21 protein-coding genes are annotated in these 21,785 nt (G+C 58.5%); 11 read left to right on the top strand and 10 right to left on the bottom strand.

Features of this window, described 5'->3' with window-relative positions:
• The first annotated feature begins 59 nt into the window (after nt 1-59).
• The 7 genes from hslO to AKU94_RS09685 all read left to right on the top strand — a co-directional run bounded on the left by hslO (nt 60) and on the right by AKU94_RS09685 (nt 7,297).
• Nucleotides 60-1,046: an Hsp33 family molecular chaperone HslO gene (gene hslO / locus AKU94_RS09655; RefSeq protein WP_050527059.1), complete on the top strand. Its 987-nt coding sequence runs from the start codon at nt 60-62 to the stop codon at nt 1,044-1,046.
• Entirely contained in the window at nt 1,036-1,626 is a 591-nt protein-coding gene (locus AKU94_RS09660; RefSeq protein ID WP_050527060.1) for a CoA pyrophosphatase, read from the top strand. Before hslO ends, AKU94_RS09660 begins: the two co-directional genes overlap by 11 nt.
• Nucleotides 1,623-2,750 carry a CCA tRNA nucleotidyltransferase gene (locus AKU94_RS09665; protein ID WP_050527061.1) on the top strand — a complete coding sequence of 376 codons (1,128 nt, stop codon included), beginning with the start codon at nt 1,623-1,625 and terminating at the stop codon, nt 2,748-2,750. Before AKU94_RS09660 ends, AKU94_RS09665 begins: the two co-directional genes overlap by 4 nt.
• Before the next feature lie 77 nt (nt 2,751-2,827).
• Entirely contained in the window at nt 2,828-4,672 is a 1,845-nt protein-coding gene (locus tag AKU94_RS09670) for an ABC transporter ATP-binding protein (RefSeq protein WP_050527062.1), read from the top strand.
• The gene (locus AKU94_RS09675) at nt 4,669-5,889 is read left to right on the top strand and encodes a class I SAM-dependent RNA methyltransferase (protein ID WP_050527063.1); all 1,221 of its coding nucleotides are present in this window, start codon (nt 4,669-4,671) and stop codon (nt 5,887-5,889) included. Before AKU94_RS09670 ends, AKU94_RS09675 begins: the two co-directional genes overlap by 4 nt.
• 33 nt (nt 5,890-5,922) lie before the next feature.
• Entirely contained in the window at nt 5,923-6,708 is a 786-nt protein-coding gene (locus AKU94_RS09680) for an ion transporter (RefSeq protein WP_050527064.1), read from the top strand.
• Nucleotides 6,709-6,796: 88 nt separating this feature from the next.
• On the top strand, nt 6,797-7,297 hold the full coding sequence (locus AKU94_RS09685; RefSeq protein ID WP_050527065.1) for a L,D-transpeptidase family protein: 501 nt from the start codon (nt 6,797-6,799) through the stop codon (nt 7,295-7,297).
• A 17-nt stretch (nt 7,298-7,314) separates the two neighbouring features.
• Here AKU94_RS09685 and dalA read toward each other — a convergent pair whose 3' ends face one another.
• Complete coding sequence (gene dalA / locus AKU94_RS09690) at nt 7,315-7,827, bottom strand: divisome-associated lipoprotein DalA (protein ID WP_050527066.1); 513 nt, start codon at nt 7,825-7,827, stop codon at nt 7,315-7,317.
• A 160-nt stretch (nt 7,828-7,987) separates the two neighbouring features.
• Between dalA and AKU94_RS09695 the strand changes: the two genes are divergently transcribed.
• Nucleotides 7,988-8,581, top strand: a complete 594-nt coding sequence (locus AKU94_RS09695) for a L,D-transpeptidase (RefSeq protein ID WP_050527067.1) — start codon at nt 7,988-7,990, stop codon at nt 8,579-8,581.
• Between the two features lie 5 nt (nt 8,582-8,586).
• Here AKU94_RS09695 and AKU94_RS09700 read toward each other — a convergent pair whose 3' ends face one another.
• From AKU94_RS09700 to AKU94_RS09710, 3 genes are read right to left on the bottom strand one after another with little or no spacing between them, the layout of a single operon-like run.
• On the bottom strand, nt 8,587-9,654 hold the full coding sequence (locus AKU94_RS09700; RefSeq protein WP_050527068.1) for an ABC transporter ATP-binding protein: 1,068 nt from the start codon (nt 9,652-9,654) through the stop codon (nt 8,587-8,589).
• A 1-nt stretch (nt 9,655) separates the two neighbouring features.
• A complete protein-coding gene (locus AKU94_RS09705; RefSeq protein ID WP_050527069.1) occupies nt 9,656-11,335 on the bottom strand; it encodes an ABC transporter permease in 1,680 nt (559 codons plus the stop codon).
• Between the two features lie 6 nt (nt 11,336-11,341).
• Nucleotides 11,342-12,337 carry an ABC transporter substrate-binding protein gene (locus AKU94_RS09710; protein ID WP_157056490.1) on the bottom strand — a complete coding sequence of 332 codons (996 nt, stop codon included), beginning with the start codon at nt 12,335-12,337 and terminating at the stop codon, nt 11,342-11,344.
• 225 nt (nt 12,338-12,562) lie between these two features.
• On the opposite strand from AKU94_RS09710, the gene AKU94_RS09715 reads away from it, so the two are divergent.
• Genes AKU94_RS09715 through AKU94_RS09725 form a run of 3 tightly spaced genes read left to right on the top strand, consistent with a single transcriptional unit; the run spans nt 12,563 to nt 15,494 of the window.
• Nucleotides 12,563-13,543, top strand: a complete 981-nt coding sequence (locus tag AKU94_RS09715) for a Bug family tripartite tricarboxylate transporter substrate binding protein (protein WP_050527070.1) — start codon at nt 12,563-12,565, stop codon at nt 13,541-13,543.
• Nucleotides 13,544-13,546: 3 nt separating this feature from the next.
• Nucleotides 13,547-13,987 (top strand): tripartite tricarboxylate transporter TctB family protein, encoded by a 441-nt coding sequence (locus tag AKU94_RS09720; protein ID WP_050527071.1) that lies wholly within the window; start codon nt 13,547-13,549, stop codon nt 13,985-13,987.
• A gap of 16 nt (nt 13,988-14,003) precedes the next feature.
• Nucleotides 14,004-15,494, top strand: a complete 1,491-nt coding sequence (locus AKU94_RS09725) for a tripartite tricarboxylate transporter permease (RefSeq protein WP_050527072.1) — start codon at nt 14,004-14,006, stop codon at nt 15,492-15,494.
• Nucleotides 15,495-15,517: 23 nt separating this feature from the next.
• Here AKU94_RS09725 and AKU94_RS09730 read toward each other — a convergent pair whose 3' ends face one another.
• The 6 genes from AKU94_RS09730 to AKU94_RS09755 are packed head-to-tail and all read right to left on the bottom strand — an operon-like array spanning nt 15,518 to nt 21,783.
• Nucleotides 15,518-16,663, bottom strand: coding sequence for an iron-containing alcohol dehydrogenase (locus tag AKU94_RS09730; protein WP_050527073.1), 1,146 nt, complete (start codon nt 16,661-16,663; stop codon nt 15,518-15,520).
• The gene (locus AKU94_RS09735) at nt 16,660-18,042 is read right to left on the bottom strand and encodes an aldehyde dehydrogenase family protein (protein ID WP_050527074.1); all 1,383 of its coding nucleotides are present in this window, start codon (nt 18,040-18,042) and stop codon (nt 16,660-16,662) included. The genes AKU94_RS09730 and AKU94_RS09735 overlap by 4 nt, the downstream gene beginning before the upstream one ends.
• 11 nt (nt 18,043-18,053) lie before the next feature.
• Nucleotides 18,054-19,415, bottom strand: a complete 1,362-nt coding sequence (locus tag AKU94_RS09740; protein ID WP_050527075.1) for a glutamine synthetase family protein — start codon at nt 19,413-19,415, stop codon at nt 18,054-18,056.
• Nucleotides 19,412-20,164: an N-formylglutamate amidohydrolase gene (locus AKU94_RS09745; RefSeq protein WP_083445021.1), complete on the bottom strand. Its 753-nt coding sequence runs from the start codon at nt 20,162-20,164 to the stop codon at nt 19,412-19,414. The genes AKU94_RS09740 and AKU94_RS09745 overlap by 4 nt, the downstream gene beginning before the upstream one ends.
• A gap of 24 nt (nt 20,165-20,188) precedes the next feature.
• The gene (locus AKU94_RS09750; protein ID WP_050527077.1) at nt 20,189-20,992 is read right to left on the bottom strand and encodes an inositol monophosphatase family protein; all 804 of its coding nucleotides are present in this window, start codon (nt 20,990-20,992) and stop codon (nt 20,189-20,191) included.
• Nucleotides 20,993-21,024: 32 nt separating this feature from the next.
• Nucleotides 21,025-21,783, bottom strand: coding sequence for a DeoR/GlpR family DNA-binding transcription regulator (locus AKU94_RS09755; RefSeq protein WP_050527078.1), 759 nt, complete (start codon nt 21,781-21,783; stop codon nt 21,025-21,027).
• Nucleotides 21,784-21,785: the final 2 nt, after the last annotated feature.

The following is a 21,785-nucleotide window of genomic DNA, read 5'->3' on the forward strand; positions in this document are numbered from 1 at the left end:
TTGGTTGCCCTACCTATATCTTAGATGTATGCCAAGGCTGGCTTGCCAAGGGAACCCCCATGACCATCGGAACAAAAATTGCTTGGGACGATACAGTCCTTCCATTTCAGCTTGATCACTCTGACGTCCGGGGCCGTGTTGTGCGGCTGGATGGGACGTTGGATTCTGTACTGAAACAACATGAATATCCGGCTGCGGTAGAGGCGCTGGTCGCCGAAGCCACGCTTTTGACCGCGCTGATCGGCCAGATGATCAAATTACGCTGGAAGCTGTCGCTGCAAATTCGCGGCAATGGTCCGGTCAGCTTGATCGCGACCGATTATTACGGCCCGACCGAGGACGGTGATCCAGCCCGTTTGCGCGCCTACGCCAGTTTTGATCCGGATGCGGATCTAACCGGGGTGGACCCGTTTAGCCTGATCGGTGAGGGCTTCTTTGCCATTCTGATCGATCAGGGCGAGGGCATGGTGCCATACCAAGGCATCACACCAATCGCGGGCACCTCGCTTTCGGATTGCGCGGAAACCTATTTCGCCCAGTCCGAACAATTGCCGACCCGCTTTCAGCTAAGCTTTGGCCAAAGCACCCTGCCCGGAGAAGGTGCTCAATGGCGCGCCGGCGGCATGATGTTGCAGATGATGCCCAAAGCATCGCCTTATGCCACGGATGAGGGCGGATCGGGTGAGGATGGCCTGCTGTCGCATAGCGATCTGGTTGACGGCGATGAAGGTGAAAACTGGAACCGTGTGAACCTGCTTTTGGACACCGTGGAGGAGCTGGAGCTGATCGGCCCACAGGTTGCGCCGACCGATCTGTTGATCCGCCTGTTCCACGAAGAGCAGCCACGTGTCTTTGACACCCAGCCTATCCGTTTCGGCTGTACCTGTTCCGAGGACCGCGTGCGTCAGTCCCTGTCGATCTATGGTGCCGATGATATCGCGGAAATGACAACTGACGAGGGTGTTTTGACCGCCGATTGTCAGTTCTGCGGCGCGCATTACGTGCTTGATCCGAAAACGCTTGGGGTTGAGGCCAATGGAGGCTGATGTCTTGCGCCGTGCTTTGCTTGGCAAAGCCGGCGCATCTTCGGATTTCGATCTAAACCCCGAAACGGTTTTGCCACCGGGGCGGGTTTTACGTGCGGCCGCCGTTCTGATCGCCGTGCAAGAATTTCCAGACGGCCCGCGTGTTTTGCTGACCAAGCGGGCGTCGCACCTCAAGCATCATCCGGGTCAGATCTCTTTTCCGGGCGGAAAAGTGGAGGCAACGGATACAAGTCCCGCCGCCGCCGCCCTGCGCGAAGCGCATGAAGAGGTGGGGCTGCCTGCAGATCTGGTGCAGGTTTTGGGCAGCTTGCCCAGCCATGAAACCGTAACAGGCTTTACCGTCCAACCCTTTTTGGCACAGATCACCGCGCCCTTTACCCCCATCCCCGAGGCGGGTGAGGTCGAAGAGGTCTTTTCCGTGCCGCTGGATTTCGTCACGAACCCGGCCAATTTCCGGATCGAGGCGCGCTTTTGGCAGGGCAGTATGCGGCGCTATTATACCGCGCCTTACGGCCCCTATTACATCTGGGGTGCCACGGCGCGCATGTTGTTCAGCCTAGCCGAAAGGTTGAAAGCATGAAGGTAGAGGGCGATTGGCTACATCATGCGGGAACGCAAGCCCTGTGCCACGCATTAGAGGCCGAGGGCTATCAGGCGCTATTCGTGGGCGGCTGTGTGCGCAACGCGCTTTTGGGCGCGCCTGTGAATGATATCGATATTGCCACCGATGCTTTGCCGCAAACAGTCACTAATATAGCAGAAAAACAGGGTTTCAATGCCGTACCCACCGGCATCGACCATGGCACTGTTACGGTCATTGCCAAGGGCTTGGCGCATGAGGTGACGACCTTTCGGCAGGACGTGGAAACCAATGGTCGTCACGCCACTGTGCGCTTTGCAACCGAGGTGGCGATGGATGCCGCGCGTCGTGATTTCACCATGAACGCGCTTTATGCCCGCAGTGATGGCGCGGTTGTCGACCCTTTGGGCGGCTTGCCTGACCTAAGGGCGCGCCGCGTGCGGTTTGTCGGGGATGCAACGCAGCGCATTACCGAAGACTATCTGCGCATCCTGCGGTTCTTTCGGTTTTTTGCGTGGTATGGTGACCCATTGCTGGGCCTCGATGCCGAAGGCCTGGCCGCCTGTGCTGCAAATTCTGCAGGAATAGAGAAACTTTCACGCGAACGTGTCGGTGCTGAATTTTGCAAGCTGCTGTCTGCACCCGATCCGTCGCTTGCCGTGGCAAGCATGGCGCAATCGGGCATCTTGGCGGCTGCTTTGCCGGGGGCTGATGCGCGTGCCTTGCCGATTGCGGTGCATTTCGGGCTGCGTTCATGGCAAGGGCGTTTGGCGGTCTTAGGCGGTGCGGTTGAAACCCTGCGTTTGTCGCGAAGCGACCTAGCCCAAATCACGCTGATCCGCAAAGAGGTTGGCAATATGCGTAGCCCGGCAGAGCTTGGCTATCGTTTTGGCGCGGATATGGCCGGGGTGATTACGCTGTCGCGTGCGGCAATGCTTGAGACCCCACCGCCAGAGAATTGGAAAGCGCAGGTGCAGCTTGGTGCGCAGGCGGGGCTGCCGATTTCTGCCGCCGACCTAATGCCCGCGTTTCAGGGTGCTGCCCTTGGCGCGCAGTTGCGCATGTTAGAGGATCGCTGGATCGCATCCGGATTTGCTTTGACGAAGGCCGATCTTCTGGCGTGAGGTTTCGCTTTTGCCTCTGCGGCACTATATCAATACTTGGACCGCCGCGCTGGGCCTGTGGTGACAAAGGATTTGGAATGAGCATTGTGACCCGTATCGGCGGCTTGATTGAGGCTTTTCGCCCTGCAGACGGCCCCCCTCCGCAAACGCTTGGCGCGTTCTTCCGCTGGTGCCTTTCAGGCAGTTGGCTGATGCTCCTTCTTGCCGGGGTGCTGTCTGCGATTGCCGGCGGGATGGAGGTAATCTCGGCCCTCTTCCTTGGCTGGGTGATCGACGCTGCCGTGGAAACAGGGGCCGAGGTTTTTTTTACCCAACATTTCTGGCTCTTGGTTGGTTTTGTCGGATTTTACCTGATACTGCGACCCTTGGCCTTTGCAGCTTCGGCTGCGTCCAACTCCATTATCGTGGGGCCGAATGTGTTGCCGCTGGTGTTGTCGCGGCTGCATCGCTGGACCTTGGGGCAGGCGGTTACGTTCTTTGACAATGATTTTGCCGGGCGGATCGCGCAAAAACAGATGCAGGCGGCGCGCGCGGTCACGGATGTAGCAACCGAGGTGATCAACACGGTGGCCTTTGCGCTGGCCTCGGTGATCGGGTCGGCTGTGTTTCTGGTTGCGGTGGATTTTCGCGTGGGACTGGCATTGCTTGCGTGGCTGGTGGCTTTTGTGTTCACCATCCGCTTTTTCATGCCGCGGGTGCGGGTCAATTCGGCGGCACGTGCCTCGGCGCGGGCGATGGTTTCGGGGCAGGTGGTTGATACGATCACCAATATCAAAACGGTAAAGCTGTTTGCGCATGCCGCGTTCGAGGACCGCGTGGCCCTGAAGGCGATGCAGGTATTCCGCGACCGCTCGTTGGAGTTTGGCCAAATCTCGACCCTGTTCCGGTTTTCACTGATGACTTTGGCGGGGGCGCTGCCCTTGTTGTTGATCGGCGGCACGATCTGGCTTTGGACGAATGGCCAGACGACGGCGGGGGCGATTGCGGCGGCGGGTGCGATCTCTATGCGGATTGCGCAAATGTCGGGCTGGGTCAGCTTTACGCTGATGTCGATCTATACTTCGGTGGGCGAGGTTGAGGACGGGATGCAGACGCTGGCCGTTCCCCACACATTGGCCGACAATCCGAAGGCGATAAGCTTGCCCCGGGTGAAGGGCGAGGTAACCTTTGACAATGTAACCTTTGCTTATGGTCGCAGGCGCGGCGGGGTGGAAAACATCAATTTGACCATTCGCGCGGGCGAAAAGCTGGGGATCGTGGGGGCATCGGGGGCGGGTAAATCCACCTTGGTTTCCTTGCTTTTAAGGCTCTATGATGCCGAAAAAGGCGCTGTTTTGATCGACGGACATGATGTGCGCGAGGTGACACAAGAAAGCTTGCGTCGGCAAATCGGTATGGTCACGCAGGAAACCGCGATGTTCAACCGTTCGGCGCGCGACAACATCCGCTATGGCCGCCCTGACGCGGATGATGAGGCGGTGATGGCGGCGACCCGCGCGGCCGAGGCGCATGATTTCATCACCACTATGGTCGATCACAATGACCGCAAGGGCTATGACGCCTATCTGGGTGAACGGGGTGTCAAGCTTTCGGGCGGGCAGAGGCAGCGGATCGCATTGGCGCGGACGTTCCTCAAAGACGCACCGATTTTGGTGTTGGATGAGGCGACAAGCGCGCTTGATAGTGAGGTGGAGGCCGCCATTCAAACCACCCTTGGCCGCGTGATGGAGGGCAAAACCGTGCTGGCCATTGCGCACCGTCTGTCAACGATTGCCGAGATGGACCGCATTGTTGTGCTGGACAATGGTCGCATAGTCGAAGAAGGCAGTCATGACGCGCTTTTGGCCCAAGACGGGCTTTACGCGCGCTATTGGAGCCGTCAATCCGGCGGCTTCATTGGATCGGAAGAGGCAGCAGAGTGATAGTAACCATCGAACGGCTTGGCCATTTGGGCGACGCGATTGCACAGGGCGAAAACGGCCCGATTTTTGTGGCGCAAGTGCTGCCCGGTGAGGTGGTCGAAGGCGATCTGGTGGGCAACCGTCTGGAAAAGCCGCGTATCATCACGCCGTCGCCCAACCGTGTGCGCCCGCCCTGTACCCATGCGCGCAGCTGTGGCGGTTGTTTGGTGCAGCATGCAAATGATGATTTTGTGGCGGAATGGAAAACCGATGTCGTGCGCTCGGCGCTGGCGGGGCAGGGGATCGAGATGTCGTTGCGGCCGATCAAGACCTCGCCCCCCCTATCGCGGCGGCGGGCGACGATTGCAGGGCGGCGCACCAAGGGCGGCACGCTTTTGGGCTTTCATGCGCGCGGCTCGGATACATTGGTGGCGGTGCCGCAATGTCAGCTTCTGCACCCGGATCTGAAGGCCGCTTTCCCTGCGCTTGAGGCCTTGGTCATGGCGGGTGGTTCGCGGAAAACGGAACTGGCGCTGACGGTGACACGCACCCTTGCGGGGCCGGATGTAATGGTGACGGGCGGCAAGCCGCTGGACGGGCAGCTGCGGTTTGAACTGGCGCGCGTGGCCGAGGCCCATAACCTGTCACGGCTGACGTGGAAGGATGAGGTGATCGCCCTGCGCACCGCCCCCATGCAGGCGATGGGCCGCGCCCATGTCGCCCCACCCCCCGGCGCGTTTTTGCAGGCAACCGAGGAAGGTCAGGCCGATCTTTTGGCTGCGGTGCAAGAGGCCGTGGGCAATGCCAAACGCATCACCGACCTTTTTGCGGGTGCAGGCACCTTTGCCTTGCCCTTGGCGGAAACGGCCGAGGTTCACGCCGTTGAAGGCGACGCGGCGATGACCACCGCCCTTGATAAAGGCTGGCGGATGGCCGAGGGCCTTAAACGTATCACCACCGAGGCCCGCGATCTGTTCCGCCGCCCGCTGGAACCGGATGAGTTCAAAAAGGTGCAAGCCGTGGTGATTGACCCGCCGCGCGCAGGGGCCGAGGCGCAGACCAAAACGCTGGCCGCCGCGCGTGTGCCGGTAATTGCCTTTGTTTCGTGTAATCCTGTCACTTTTGCGCGTGATGCACGGATTTTGCTGGATGCGGGATATAAACTTGATTGGGTGCAGCCTATTGACCAGTTCCGCTGGTCTGCCCATGTGGAGCTTGCCGCCCGTTTTAGCCTGTAAGCGGCGTATAGAAACTTGAACCATGAGCCCCCGATGACCCTGCGCCAGCGCGTTGCCGATCTGATCAATAACCCTGCCACGCAACGATTTATCATCGGTGTTATTTTGTTTAACGCCGTGCTCTTGGGTATGGAAACCTCGCAACCTGTCATGGATGCGTTTGGCCCGTTAATCCGGTTGCTGGATACGCTTTGCCTGACGATTTTCGTCATCGAGATCTTGCTCAAGCTGTTTGCCTTTGATTTGCGGTTTTTCAAATCCGGGTGGAATATTTTTGATGCGGTTATCATTGGCATCGCGGTGCTTCCGGGGGCGCAATCGCTTTCGGTGCTGCGGGCGTTGCGAATATTGCGGGTGCTGCGCGTTATCTCTGTGGCGCCATCGCTGCGCCGCGTGGTTGAGGGATTTGTGACGGCCCTTCCGGGGATGGGCTCGGTCTTTGTGTTGATGGCGATCATCTTTTATATCGGGGCGGTGATGGCGACGAAACTTTTCGGGGCGGATTTCCCTGAGTGGTTCGGCTCTCTCGGGCAATCGGCCTATTCCTTGTTCCAGATCATGACGTTGGAAAGCTGGTCGATGGGAATTGTGCGCCCTGTGATGGAGGTATTCCCCTATGCCTGGGGCTTTTTCGTGCCTTTCATCATGGTGACAACCTTTGCCGTGGTGAACCTTCTGGTCGGCCTTATCGTGAATTCCATGCAGGATGCGCACAATGAGGCGGACAACCTGAGGACCGATGAATACCGCGATGATATCCGTCAGCGCCTTGCGGTCATCGAGCGGCATTTGGAAAATATTAACCGCGATAAGAAATAGTGAACATGGCGAAAGCCGCTGTGCCTTTAGCGTAAACCAGCGTAGAGGGTACAAGAACCTGCGATGCAGGAAACACATGAGGCATATTATGCGGGCGCTAAGACTTATTGCGGTACTATTTGTGGTTCTGGGCCTTGCGGCCTGTGGTGGCGACCCGAAGTTCCGCACCTATAAAGGGCCAGAGGTGACCAAGGTCGTGGTTTATAAGGACGCGCGCAAAATGCAGCTGTTCCACCACGGCAAGATTTTGAAAACCTATGACATGGCGCTGGGTTTTGCCCCCGAGGGTCACAAACAGTTTGAGGGCGACGGCAAAACGCCAGAGGGGCTTTATTACATCGACCGTCGCAATCCGCGCAGTCAGTTCCACCTGTCGATCGGGATCAGCTATCCCAACAAGGCCGATATCGCCTATGCCAAGTCACGCGGCAAAGAGCCGGGCGGTGATATCTTTATCCACGGCAGAACCGGCTATAGCGGGCGCAACAAGGGCGACTGGACCTGGGGCTGCATCGCGGTGACCGATCGCGAGATGGAGGATATCTATGCGATGGTTCGCGACGGAACGCCGATCCACATCTACCGCTGACTGGTTACGACCGGCGCTTAGGTGCCCGTCACCATTGTCCACCAGATCTTGCCGTTCTGCTCTTGGAACCATGCAAAACCGATTTCGGTGGCCTTGGGGTCCATGATCACCTCACGCGTGTTTGGCTCTGCCATCCATGCCGACAGTGTCTCAAGCTCTGTTTCAAATGTTTCAGAAATATTTTCACCGATCAGATGCCCGGTATAGCCAACGCGTCTGACACGGTCCAAGGGCGACGATCCGTCAGACCCGAAATGCCACGGCCGATTCTGCACCGACATGTCGCGTGAATGGGTCGCTGCCGCGGCATTCAGCTGGGCGTTGTAGCGCAACGGCGCGGCCCCTTTGGCGCCGCGCAATGCGTTGACGGAATCAAGCAACCGGAAGGGGATCTTGTCTTCTTGCCCACCAGATATGGTATAAACCTGTGGCAATGGGCGTCCATCGCTGCCCACCCGGATCTGGGTACCTGTTCCACATGCTGCAAGCGCAAATGAGGCGCAGACGACGATAACTGATAGAGCTTTCATTTAGATTCCATTCGGTGCAAGCCACGCTTGTCTTTAGCTGTTCGCACAAGCATGAGCAAACGCAACTCTGCGTGACTTGGCCAATCAACAGGTCTGTGATTTGAAAAAGACACCAATAGGGGTTATCTTGCGCAACAGAAACGTAAAAGGAGTTCGTCGGATGAAAACCGTCCGCGCCATCAATTTGAACCGTCGTACGCTTTTGGGTGCGGCCACTGCCGGTTTGGCTATGTCGGCTGTTCCCGGATTTGCGCAGGATGGTACCACCGAGTTTGAGCCGCAAAGCACGGCCCGCAATAACATCTCCAGTTTTCGGATGCTCGATTGGCAACCCTATTTCTCGGACACCAAGAACGGGGCGATTTTGGTTGATACCAGATCGCGCGCGCTCCATTTCTGGTCAGAAGACCAATCCATCTACAAGCTGTACCCGACCTCGGTTCCGCTGACCGACGATTTGACACGTTTGGGCCGGACCGAGATCGTTAAAAAAGTTGTCGGCCCAACGTGGCGGCCAACGCCAGAAATGAAAAAGCGTAACCCCGAATGGCCCGATGTGGTGGGGCCGGGGCCAGAGAACCCGATGGGCACCCATGCGCTGCATCTGTCCTGGACCTATTACCGGATCCACGGCACACATGACACGCGCAAGATCGGTCGCCGGTCCTCAAACGGCTGTGTCGGGCTTTACAACGAACATATCGCGCAGTTGTTCGACTTGACCAAAGTCGGAACGCAGGTTCTGTTGATCTAGAACAGCTATTCCATCAACACATGCAGCGCAGCGGCGGGCAGCGACAGGTTGACGGTTTCGCCAACCGCAAAGATGCCGCTGTCGGCCCCGCTCAGCTCAATCAGCCACGGCTCGGTTCCCGGAACCTCGACCAGATATTCGGTCAGATTGCCCAGAAACATCACCCGTTTCACGCTGCCGGCAAGCATCCCTTCACTGGCCGAAAGCGTGATGAATTCGGGCCGGATCAGCAAGGTGACATCGGTACCCGGTGCAGCCTCCAGCGGGGTGGCAACTGCAAGCTGCGTGCCCGCGACGCTGACCGTGTTTTGATCGACCACCTTTGCTGACATAAAATTCGCGCGGCCGATGAATTCGGCAACGAAACGATTGGCGGGTTGGGCATAGATCTCTCGGGGGGTGCCGACCTGTTCGACCTTGCCGCCGCGCATGATAACAATGCGGTCCGAGATGCTCATCGCCTCAATTTGATCATGGGTCACATAAAGGCTGGTGATCCCCAGCCGCTGTTGCAACTCGCGGATCTCCACCCGCATCTGGTCGCGCAGCTTGGCGTCAAGGTTTGACAGCGGCTCATCAAACAACAGCAACCGCGGCTCCATCACGATGGCGCGGGCCAGTGCCACCCGTTGCTGCTGCCCACCCGAGAGTTGGTTCGGAGAGCGGTTCGCCATGCCCGACAGCCCGACCATATCCAGCACATCCGTCACCCGCTTTTCCAGCGCGGCAGTCTTGAGCGACTTCAGGCGCAGGCCAAAGGCGACATTCTCAAAGATGCTAAGGTGCGGAAAGATCGCGTAGGACTGAAATACCATCGTCGCATCGCGCCGGTTCGGCGGCACGTTGTTCATATGCCGGTCGCCAAAATATATCTCGCCTGCGGTGGGTTCCTCAAACCCTGCGACCATCCGCAGCAAGGTGGTTTTGCCACAGCCTGACGGGCCAAGCAGTGTCACCAGCTCCCCCGGTTTGATATCAAGACTGACGGTGTCGACGGCCAAGACCGGCTTGGCCGTTTTGTCAGGATTGTCGAACGCCTTGACAAGGTTCTGGATACGGACCGATTCTGTCATGCTATACCTTCACCGAAACGGAATGGCGGGTCATTCGCGCCACCCCCGTCTGAATAATCACGATGGCGACCAGAACAATACCGATCACCACGAGAGAATAGGCCGCAGCCACCCCCAATCGCCCCGACCCCACCTGATTGAGGATCTGCACCGTCATCAGGTTCCAATTCGCCGAGACCAAGAAGATAGCCGCGCTGATCGCCGTCATCGCCCGCACAAAGGCATAGACAAGCCCGGTGAAAAAGGCGGGCGCGATCAGGGGCAGCGTCACCTTGCGGAATGTGGTGACTGATCCTGCACCAAGGTTGCGCGCGGCCTCTTCTATCGACGGATCAATCTGGCGCAGCACGGCCACGCCGGACTGGATACCGACGGGCACATAGCGGAACACAAAGCATAAAACCAGAATGGTCAGCGTACCTGTCAGCACGAAAGGCGGGCTGTTGAACGCCAGGATATAGCCGATGCCCACAACCGTCCCCGGCACAGCAAAGCTAAGGATGGCGCCGAATTCCAGCAGATCATGGCCGGGAAACCGCTGTCGCACGATCAGAAAGGCCACAACCATGCCCAGCACGCCGCTGAGGGGGGTGGTGATCAGGGCGATGATTAGCGTGTCCGTTACCGCGTCAAAACCGACATCGAAAACATAGGCGAAATGTGCAAGCGTGGGCGCATAGTCAAAGCCCCAGACGCGGGTAAAGGCCCCGATCACGATTACCCCGTAAAACAGCGTCACAACCGCCGCAAACAGTACGACCAGCGCATAAAGCGACCATTTCACGCCGGGGCTGACGATACGCGACGCCGAGGCAGAGGGCTTGCCCGTCACGGTGACATATTGCCGTTTGCCCAGATAATAGCGCTGGATCGCAAAGGCGGTCAGCGAAGGGATAAGCAACACCACCGCCAGCATCGCCCCGCGTGAAAGGTTGAATGATCCGGTGATCTCCAGATAGGCTTGCGGGGCCAGCATTGGAAAGGCCGCACCGGCAAGCACCAGCGGGTTGCCGAAATCCGACATGGATTCGATAAAGACAATCAAAAAGGCGCTGGCAACACCGGGCAGTGAAAGCGGAAAGGTCACCTTCCAAAACGCTTGCCAGCCCGACGCGCCGACGTTCAGGGCTGCATCCTCTAGCACCGGATTGATCGAGGATAAAACCCCGCGCAAGGATAGATAGGCAATCGGCGCGAAGGTCAGGACTTGGCTCAAGACCACACCGTGAAAGCCGTAGATGCTGAAGTCTTGCAACCCCAGAACCTGTTTGGTGATGACGCCGTTAAAGCCGAACAGAAATAGGATCGACACCGCCGACACGAACGGCGGAGAGATGATCGGCAGCAATGTCAGGTAATGCAGAATACGCCGTCCCGGTACATCCAGCCGTGTCAGCACAAATGCCGCGATATAGCCGATCACAACGCCCAGCAGGCCGACCAGCGCGCCCACGCTCAGGCTGTTGACGATGGCGTTACGGTAAAGGCGTCGCTGGCCAAGCTGTGAGAATGTCTCCAGCGTCCAGGTGCCGCGAACCTGAAGGCTCGCGATCAGTACTTTGACCAGCGGATAGACGACGAATATCGCCACCGAGGCAAAGATCACTACGATCAGCGCCAATAGCACCGGATCGCGCGCCAGCACCTTGATCTGGCGCGCGGATTTTGTGAACAGCGCCATGCGCCCCTACTGGCCCAGAACGTCGTCGGTCCAGCGATCCACCAGCCGCTGGCGGTTCTCGGACGCATAGGCCGGATCATAGGAAACCAGGTTGATCTGATCGAGCGAGGACACCCCCTCACCGGCATTCACATCGGCGCGCACCGGCAGGAAATAGGTCTTGGCGTCGATCATCGCCTGTTGGCCCGCGGCTGAGGTCATCCAGTCCACCAGCGTCTTGGCATCATCAAGGTTTTGCGTGCCCGCCAGTATGGACATCGCCGCCACCTCATAGCCGACTCCCTCGGAGGCAAAGACCACCTCTACCGGAAAGCCCTCATCCTTGAGTTTCAAGAACCCCGGCGTGAACTGTATCGCAAGCGGGGTTTCGCCCACGCTTAGCGCGCCCGAAGGGGCGGTGCCGCTTTGGGTATAAGTCTGGATATTGGGGTTGAGGGTTTTCATATAGTCGAAGGCAGCATCCTCGCCCATGATCTCACGCAGGGTCAGGATGACGGCATAGGCCGTGCCAGAAGATTGCGGTGAGGGCATCTGGATCAGGCCCTTATAGGCCGGATCGGACAGGTCCGCCCAAGAGGTCGGCACAGGCGCGCCGCGTTCGGCCAGAATATCGGTGCGAACCCCGAATGCCAGCGGGTTGGTATAGATCGCATGCCAATAGCCATCGGCATCCTTGAACTGATCGGTCAGCCCGTCGGCATTGGCCGAAACATAGGCCTGCGTTAACTCGCGTTCACGGGCAAGGATGTGGTTTTCGCTTGGCGCACCGAACCATACATCGGCCTGTGGATTATTCTTTTCGGCCTCAATCCGCGACAGCGCAGGTCCCGATGACAGGAACACCATATCCACCGCAACACCCGTGGCATCGGTAAAGGCCTTCAATATGACGGTAGAGTTTTCCTCATCAACGCTGGAATACACCGTAAGCGCCTGAGCGGAGGTTCCGCCAAGCAGTGCCAACGATGCTGAAACCGCGAGCGCGCGAATAAAAGTGTTCATTTTCCTTGCCTCCCCAAGTGCAGCGTTTTTGCTGCATAACGTATCCGCTAACCGATGTTAGAGGTTCACGACACGCAGTCAACTGTCCCCACACAGCCCACGATCAGCCCCGTATACGCCAAGTGATTTTAAGCGCAGGCATCGGCTTGCCATATGATGTGTTTTCGACGATCTTGCGCGGCACAGCATTTCTTTGGTGCCACATTATTTTCGGGGGAAACAGATATGACCATTTCGCGCCGCGCAGCCCTTATCGGTGCTGCCGTTCTAACGTTTGCAACACCTGCTTTGGCGCAAGACGCTGCATGGCCAAGCAAGCCGCTGCACACTTTTGTGGGCTTTCCTGCTGGGTCGTCGCCGGATCTTTTGGCGCGCATCGTGACTGACCCCTTGGCCGCCACATTGGGCCAGCCGATCGTGATCGAGAACAAGCCCGGTGCCGGCGGTGTGATCGGCATCCAGCAAATGCTGAACGCCAAGGATCAGGACTATACCTTTGGCACCACGATCAATGGTCCGATGACAACCGCACCGCGTCTGGTGCCGGATCTTGGCTATGACGTTGCGGCGGATGTGGCCCCTGTTGCCTTGATCGCAACCTCGCCGCTGGTTCTTGTGGTTGCTGCCGATTTTGTGGCCGACGATCTGGCAGGTTTTGTTACCGCCGCCGGAGCAGAGCCAGAGGTGGTAAGCTATGGTTCGGTTGGCAAAGGGTCCGGCGCGCATCTGACCGCCGAGCTGTTCTCGGATCGTGCGGGCGTTGAGATGTTGCACATCCCCTACACCTCCTATGCCGAGGTGACGACAGCGATCATCGGGCATGAGATCGACTCCGGCTTTATGGCGCCATCGGCGGCCATGCAGTATGTCGAGGCAGGCACGCTGAAGATCCTTGGCATTACCTCACAGGTGCCCTTCGATCAGGCGCCGGGTGTGCCTGTTATGGCCGGTCAGGCCGGGCTTCCTGATGATTTCCGGGCCGAGCTGTGGAACGCTTTCATCGCGCCGGCCGGAACGGATGAGGCGATCATCAACAAGCTGAACGCCGACATCAACGTGATCCTTGCCGATCCTGCCGTGCAAAAGCGTCTGGCGGATATGGGCTGGCAGGTTGCGGGCGGCACGGCGGCCGAACTGCAACAGCGGATCGTCGAAGACACCGAGATCTGGGGCGCTGTTCTTGACCGGATCGACGCGAAAAACTGATCTATGAAGCGTGATATCCCTGATCTGGCCGGTGGTGCCATTCTGGCCGCCATCGGCCTGTTCATCGTGATTTATGCGGCGGTTCATTATGATATGGGCTCTGTCAGGCGCATGGGGCCGGGGTTTTTTCCCGCCATGCTTGGTGGTGTGCTGGCGGTTCTTGGTTTGGTGATCGCCGTTCCCGCCTGGATGCGGGCAGGGCAGGAAACCCCGATCGCATGGAAAGACGCGCTTGCCGTTCTGGTGGCGCTTCTTGTCTTTGCGGCGGGGGTAGAGCGTGGCGGGCTGGTGCCGGTGACGGTGGCAACGGTCCTGATCGCCTCCATCGCGGCGCCGGATCGCAGGCTTGGCTGGCGGGTTTTGCTGGCGGTGGTTGTCACCTTGCTGTCGGTTTTGGTATTTCACTATGGGTTGCGGATGACCGTTCCGCTATGGCCGTCGTAATCATAAGGGGCCGGGCATGAGCGGTTGGGAAGGTTTTCTGCACGGGCTAAGTGTTGCGTTGCAACCGGAGGTCTTGATCTATTGCGTGTTCGGCGTGGTGCTGGGCACATTTGTCGGCGTTTTGCCGGGGATTGGTGCAATGGCGACGATCTCTCTTTTGTTGCCGATCACCTATTACCTTAGCCCAGAGGCCGCGCTGATCATGCTGGCAGGGGTTTATTATGGCTCGCAATATGGCGGTGCGGTGGCCTCTATTCTGCTGCGCTTGCCGGGGACGCCGCAATCGGCGGTGACCACGCTTGACGGCTATCCATTGGCACAGCAGGGGCGGGCGGGGGTTGCGTTGTTCACCTCGATGACCTCCAGCTTTTTGGGGTCCTTCTTTGGCATCTGTGTTTTGATCGTGTTGTCAGGGTTTTTGTCGCGTGCGGCGACGGCCTTTGGCGCGGCTGATTATGCGGCGATGATGATCCTTGGCCTTGTCGCGGCCTCGACCATCGGGGCAAAGCATCCGGCCAAGGGGCTTGCCATGGTTGTGCTGGGATTGATCCTTGGCTGTGTCGGGACGGATGTGAATTCCGGCGCGCAACGTTTCACCTTTGGTCAGGCAGAGCTGATGGACGGTGTGAACCTTGTCGCTTTGGCGATGGGGCTGTTTGGCGTGGCCGAGGTTATCGCCAATATTCAGGTGGCTGAACGTACCGGCGTGCCGCGCCGCATTGCGATGCGCGATCTGTTGCCCCGCCGCGAAGAGTTGAAACGCATCCCCTTTCCGGCCCTGCGCGGCGCCAGCCTTGGCAGCTTTTTCGGCGCACTTCCGGGGACAGGTTCCACCATCTCGTCTTTTCTTGCCTATGCGACGGAGCGCCGTATCTCACGCCATCCCGAAAAGTTCGGCAATGGCGCGGTTGAAGGTGTAGCAGGCCCCGAGGCCGCCAATAACGCCGCCGCCATCAGCGCCTTTGTGCCAACGTTGACGTTGGGCATCCCCGGCGATCCGATCATGGCCTTGATGCTGGGCGCGCTGGTTATTCACGGTGTGCAGCCCGGCCCGCTGATGCTGGAGGCGCGACCGGATATGTTTTGGGGGCTGATCGCCAGCTTTGGTATCGGGAACCTGTTGTTGCTGATCCTGAACCTGCCGCTGATCGGTATCTGGGTGTCGATGTTGCGCATCCCGTTCCGCTGGCTTTATCCCGCGATCCTGATCTTTGTATGTCTCGGGGTTTATTCGGTACGAGGCGCGCCTTTTGATATTTTTGCCGTCGCGCTGATCGGGGCGATTGGTTACGCGCTGTCGCTGGCGCGGTTCAATCCGGCGCTGCTGCTGTTGGGATTTGTCTTGGGTCCGTTGATTGAAACCAACCTGCGCAGGGCGTTGTTGATTTCCCGCGGTGATCCGATGATTTTTCTGGAGCGCCCGATTTCAGCTGCTTTTGTGGCGGCGATTGCGGCGTTGATATTGGTGTCCGTGGTGCAATCCCTGCGGCGTGTGCGACCAGCCTGAGGGCCGGTCGCGCAGATCTTTTCTTACAGGCAATCCTCGATCAGCTTGCGGGTATTTTCCGCCGTCATAGTGATCGGGTTGCCGCCGGTGCTTGGGTCGGCCAATGCGTCCTTGACCAGACGGTCGATGTCAGGATCCTTGACGCCCAATTCGGTCAGCGTTTTCGGGATCGCCATTGACGCATTCAGATCATCGACAAAGGCACAGAACCCGTCAAAGCCCCCGGCAATGCCAAGATAGGCCGAGGCTGCACCAAAACGCTCTGCGATGGCGCTGCGGTTGAATTGCAGAACGGCGGGCATGCAGACCGCATTCGTGGTGCCATGATGGGTGTGATAGATCGCGCCGATCGGGTGCGAAATCGCATGGATCGCCCCCAGCCCTTTCTGGAACGCGGTAGAGCCCATGGCAGCCGCGCTCATCACATGGCTGCGTGCCTCAAGATCGGTGCCATCGGCATAGGCGCGGGGCAGGTAATCCTTGACCAGACGCATCCCTTCCAGCGCGATGCCTTGGGACATCGGGTGGTAATGCGGTGATGAATAGGCCTCAACGCAATGGGCAAAGGCATCCAGACCGGTGCCGGCGGTGATGAACTTGGGCATGCCGACGGTCAGCTCGGGGTCGCAGATGACTTGGACGGGCAGCATCTTGGGGTGGAAGATGATCTTCTTTTCATTTGTTGCCGAATTGGAGATGACGCTGGCGCGGCCCACCTCGGATCCGGTTCCGGCGGTTGTCGGTATGGCCACAACCGGATGGATGCCGTCAGGATCGGCGCGGGTCCACCAATCGCCGACATCCTCAAAATCCCACAGCGGGCGGGTTTGTCCGGCCATGAAGGCCAGCACCTTGGCCAGATCGAGCCCCGATCCGCCGCCAAAGGCGATCACGCCATCGTAACCGCCATCACGATAGAATTTCAGCCCGACCTCGACGTTCTTGTCCGAGGGGTTCGGATCAACATCCGAGAACATATCGTCACACAGACCGGCATCCTTCAGGATTGCCCGCGTCTTGGCCGTGATGTCCATGCCGGCAAGACCCTTGTCGGTCACCAGAAGCGGCTTGGTGATGCCAGCGGCACGGCAGGCCTCGGCGATCTCGGTAATGCGGCCGGCACCAAAACGGATTGCTGTCGGGTAGGACCAGTTTCCTATGAGTTTCATGACGTAGCTTTCTTGAGGTGGTATGATTTTGGACGTGTAAGGTTGTGATAGCCGATCAGCGACAGACCGCCGCCGCGCCCGGTACTTTTGCATCCCGTCCAGCACAGGCCGGGATCGAGGTAATCGGCACGGTTCATGAACACCGTCCCTGTCTCAATCTGGTCACCGACCGCTTGCGCCCTGTCGATGTCCTTGGTCCAGAGAGAGGCCGTCAATCCGAACTGGCTGTCATTCATCAGGCGGATGGCCTCGGCGTCATCCTTGACGGGCATGATGCCGACAACGGGGCCAAAGCTCTCATCGCGCATGACGCGCATGTCATGGGTGACATTGGTCAGGATTTGCGGCGTCAGATAGGCGCCGCCGTCATCTTCGGCAAAAGGGTCGATATGCGCCTTGGCGCCTGCCGCCACGGCCTCATCGATCTGGGCGCGCACCTCGGTGGCAAAGCGCAGGTTGGCCATCGGGCCGATCGTGGTGTCCTGATCCAGCGGATTGCCCAGCTTGTAGCCGTTCACAATGGCCACGGCCTTGGCAACGAAATCGTCAAACAGGCTTTCATGCACATAGATCCGCTCAATCCCGCAGCAGCATTGCCCCGAGTTGAACATCGCGCCATCGATCAGCGTCTCAACCGCCGCGTCAAAATCGGCATCCTCCATCACATAGCCGGGATCTTTGCCGCCCAGTTCTGTGCCGACGCCGGTAAAGGTGCCGGCCGCGGCGCGCTCCATCGCCTGACCGCCACCGACCGAGCCGGTGAAATTGACGAAATCAAACGCATTCCCCGCAATCAGGTCATTTGTGGTATCATGGGACAGATAGAGGTTCTGGAACACATCCGCAGGAATGCCCGCCGTATGAAAGGCCTCTGCCATACGCTCACCCACCAAAAGGGTTTGGGTGGCATGTTTCAACATCACGACATTGCCCGCGATAAGCGCAGGGGCCACGGTGTTGATCGCCGTCATATAGGGATAGTTCCATGGAGCGACGACAAAAACCACACCATGCGGCAGGCGTTTGATGTAGCGTTTGAACTGCGCATCCTCACCCACAAGGATATCGGCCAGCGCCTCTTTTGCGATGTCGGCCATATAGGAGGCACGTTCCTTGAAGCCGCCGAATTCGCCGCCATAGCGCACGGGACGGCCCATCATCTGTGCCAGCTCTGGCACGATCTGGTCGTTCATGTCACCGACCGCCGCAACCGCCGCCATGACCAGCGCGATGCGGTCCTCCATCGGGCGCGCGGCCCAGGCTTTTTGCGCAGCCCTTGCACGATCAACGGCCGCACGGGCCTCATCGATAGACAATGTCTGGCGCGTGGCAAACACCGATCCATCAATCGGCGAGATACATTTAAGTGTTTCAGTCATGTTAGCCTCATTTATACCCGTTCAAATCCGCGTGCGATTTCCCAATCGGTGACGACGCGGTCAAATTCCTCGATCTCCACCTCGGCGGCGCGCGCATAGTGATCGACAACATCATCGCCCAATGCCTTGCGTAGCATCGTAGATGCAAGCAGAGTTTCACGTGCATCGCGCAGATTGCCCGGAATCATGCCGGTGTCGCCTTGATAGATATCCCCCGTGGCGGGGGCTTGCAGGTCCAGCTTTTCCTCGATCCCCGCGATGCCTGCCGCCAGCATCCCCGTTATCGCCAGATAGGGGTTCATATCCGAGCCCGGAATCCGGCATTCAACGCGGATCGCCTTGGAGTTTTGCCCGCAAAGGCGGAAGCCTGCGGTGCGGTTGTCCACCGACCAGATGACGCGTGTGGGCGCGAAAGTCCCCTTCATGAAACGCTTGTAGCTGTTGATATAGGGCGCCATGAAATAGGTATATTCCGGCGCATATTTCAGCAGGCCCGCCATATAGTGTTTCATCAGATCCGACATGCCCAGATCGTCGCTGTCATCGAAAAATGCGGGTTTGCCATCTTTCCACAACGATTGGTGAACATGGCTGGAGCTGCCGACCTTGCTGTGGTGCCACTTGGGGAGGAAGGAGGCGGCGTGGCCCTGTTGCCAAGCGATCTCCTTGACCGCATGTTTGGCGATGCTGTGATATTCCGCCGTTTTCATCGCATCGGCATATTTGATGTTCAGCTCTTCCTGGCCGGTTTCGGCCTCACCCTTGGTGCATTCGATCGGCAGGCCCGCATCCCACAGATGATTGCGGATCGGGCGCATCACATGCTCTTCCTTGGTGGTCTGGAAGATGTGGTAATCCTCATTATAGCCCGAGATCGGTGTCAGATCACGAAAGCCTGATTTGCTGATTTCCTCATAGCTTTTCTCGAACAGGAAGAATTCCAGTTCGGTCGCGGTCATTGCCTCAAACCCCATTTCGGCCAGACGGGCGACTTGCCGTTTCAGCATCGCGCGGGGGGAATGGGGGACCTCTTCATGGGTGTTGTGGTCCAGAATATCACAAAGCACCATTGCGGTTGCGGGCAACCATGGCACCGGACGCAACGTGGTCAGATCCGGCTTCATCACATAGTCGCCATAGCCCCGTTCCCAGCTGGTAGAGGCAAAGCCATCAGGCGTTGTCATCTCCAGATCGGTCGCCAGAAGGTAGTTGCAGCAGTGGGTCTCTTCCCAAGCGCCCGCCACAAAATGACCCGCATGGAAACGTTTGCCCATCAGACGGCCCTGCATGTCCACAAAGCAGACCAGAACCGTGTCGATTTCACGTTTGGCGACGAGGTCTTGCAAGTCATCAAAGGTCATTTTGGCGCTCATTTCGGTGTCTCCGTATTGGTGAGTTTTTCTACTGCCGGGATCAAGAGGGTCAGTATCTCATTTGCGATTGTTTCTACGTTTTCCGGGGTTGCCAGAAGGTCGTTGCGCAGCTCCAGCATGACATTTGGGCATCCGCGCGAAACGGCGTGTTTTTGCAGCGAATGGGTAACGCCATCATCGGGGCCATAGGGTTGGTTTCGTTCGACGACACGGTGGGGCAATGCGGTGCGTTGTTCAAGCATAAGATCGACCAGACGGCTGTCGCTATCATGCAGCAGGCCCAGCTCTACCTTGCGGTGCTGGCCGAAATAGACCGGCGTAAAGGAATGCACCGTGACGACGATTGTACCGCCGTCCCGTGCGTCCAGAACCTTGGTCACGGCGGCGCAGAAGGGGTCGTAAACCTCGGCAACGCGCCGTGCCTTTTCGGCGGGGGTAAGGGCCGCGTTGCCCGGCACTTCGATCAGCTCTGATTTCGCGGGGGTGGCGCTTGCGGCCTCAGGCGGACGGTTGCAGTCATAGACCAGACGCGACACGGTGGACGCCACCAAGGGCGCATCAAGGTGCTGGCTCAGCCGTTTGGCCAGCGCCAGCGCGCCGGGGTCCCATGCGGCATGACTGTCAATATCATCCGCCGCCAGCCCCAGATCGCCAAAGGTTTCTGGAAACCGGTTAGAAGCATGTTCACAGAGCAAAACCACGCGGCCCTTGCCTTTGGGGTTTATGACATCAACTGCGGATTCGGACATGGTGTTCGCTTTCTCTTGCATGGTTCAACCGTTCAACAAGGCCAAAAGCGCGCGGTGCAGTTCCGGCGTCGCCGCCGCAACCACCTCCCCGTCCGAGGACAGGTCAAGCGGCTTGCCTTGCCAGTCCGTCATAATCCCGCCAGCGGCCTCGATAACGGGGGTAAGTGCCAGATAGTCATAGGGTTTGAGATCGAAATCCACCACGGCATCAATATGCCCCGCCGCCAGCAAGGCATGGGGATAGCAGTCATAGCCGAACCTGCGGGTTTTCCCCACTTGCAACAGCTTCGACAGGGTTTCGGGATGTTCGACCACCATTTTGTCCCCCTCGTTTATATAAAGGGTGCAGTCGTCGATGCTGCGTTGCGTGGATACCTTGATCGGCTGGCTGTTGCAGGTGGCCGGATGCCCGACCGCGCCGCAGTAAATCTCATCCAACATGGGCATGGATATGATGCCGGCCATTGGCACCCCCTTTTGCATATAGGACAACAGCATCCCGAAAAGCGGGTTACCCGAGATGAAAGAACGGGTGCCGTCAATCGGGTCGATGACCCAAAGATTGCCGGTCAAATCGCCGTCAACGCCGCTTTCTTCGCCAAATATCCCGTCTTGGGGGTATTTGGCCGCAATGGCCTGTTTCAGGTCGCGTTCAATCATCTGGTCGATGACGGTGACGGGGCTTTCATCCTCTTTGAACTCCACATTATTGTGCTTGCGAAAGAACTTGCGGGCCGTCTCGCCCGCCGCCCGCGCAAAGACTTCACTATCTGCCAAAATCTGGCCAAGGTGGGTCTCATTTGCTTGAGGGGCGGATGCCTTGGTCATTGATCTTCTCCTGATCTTTTATGCTATGGGCGTTAGAGAATAATGGTTGTGCTGGTGTTTTCGAACGCGGCGATCTGTTCGGGCTGTGCCTGACTGTCCGTCACCAGCGTGTCGATCTGGCCCGCCTCGCAAAAGCGGACGCGGCTGGTTTGGCCAAGCTTGCTCCGGTCGCACAGAATGACGGTTTCATGTGCCTGTGCCACCATTGCGCGGGCGACCTCGCTTTCCTTAAGGTCAAAGGAAAAAGCGCCCTCGGTGGCATGGGCGGCGACCGGGGCTATAAAGGCCAGATCCACTTTGAAGCGGGCAATCTCTGACAAGGTCAGCTCACCATAGGTGGCGGGCACATCCGATACGATCTGCCCGCCGAGCAGGATCAGATCAATGTCGGCACCCGCCGCCCGGATGGTTTGCGCGATGTCGATGGAATTGGTGATCACCATGATCCCCGATAGTTTGGCCAGCACGTTGCCAAAAACGCTGGTCGTCGTGCCGGCATCCACCATGATCGATGCCCCCGCCGGAATAAGGGACACAGCCTTGCGGGCGATGTCTTGCTTGGCGCGGTGATGCGCGCTTTTGCGGGCCTCGAACGGGGCCTCGCTTTCCTTGCGGGGCAGGACCGCGCCACCATGGACGCGGTCCACCAGCCCGCCGCTTTCCAGCTCCAGCAGATCGCGGCGCACGGTTTCGCGCGATACACCAAGCAGATCGGCCAACTCATTCGCGTTGACCTGCTGGCTGCTTTGCAAAAGCTGCAAAATGCGCTGATGGCGTTCCTTGAACCACATGG

This window comes from Pseudorhodobacter aquimaris (assembly GCF_001202025.1).
Taxonomy (GTDB): domain Bacteria; phylum Pseudomonadota; class Alphaproteobacteria; order Rhodobacterales; family Rhodobacteraceae; genus Pseudorhodobacter; species Pseudorhodobacter aquimaris.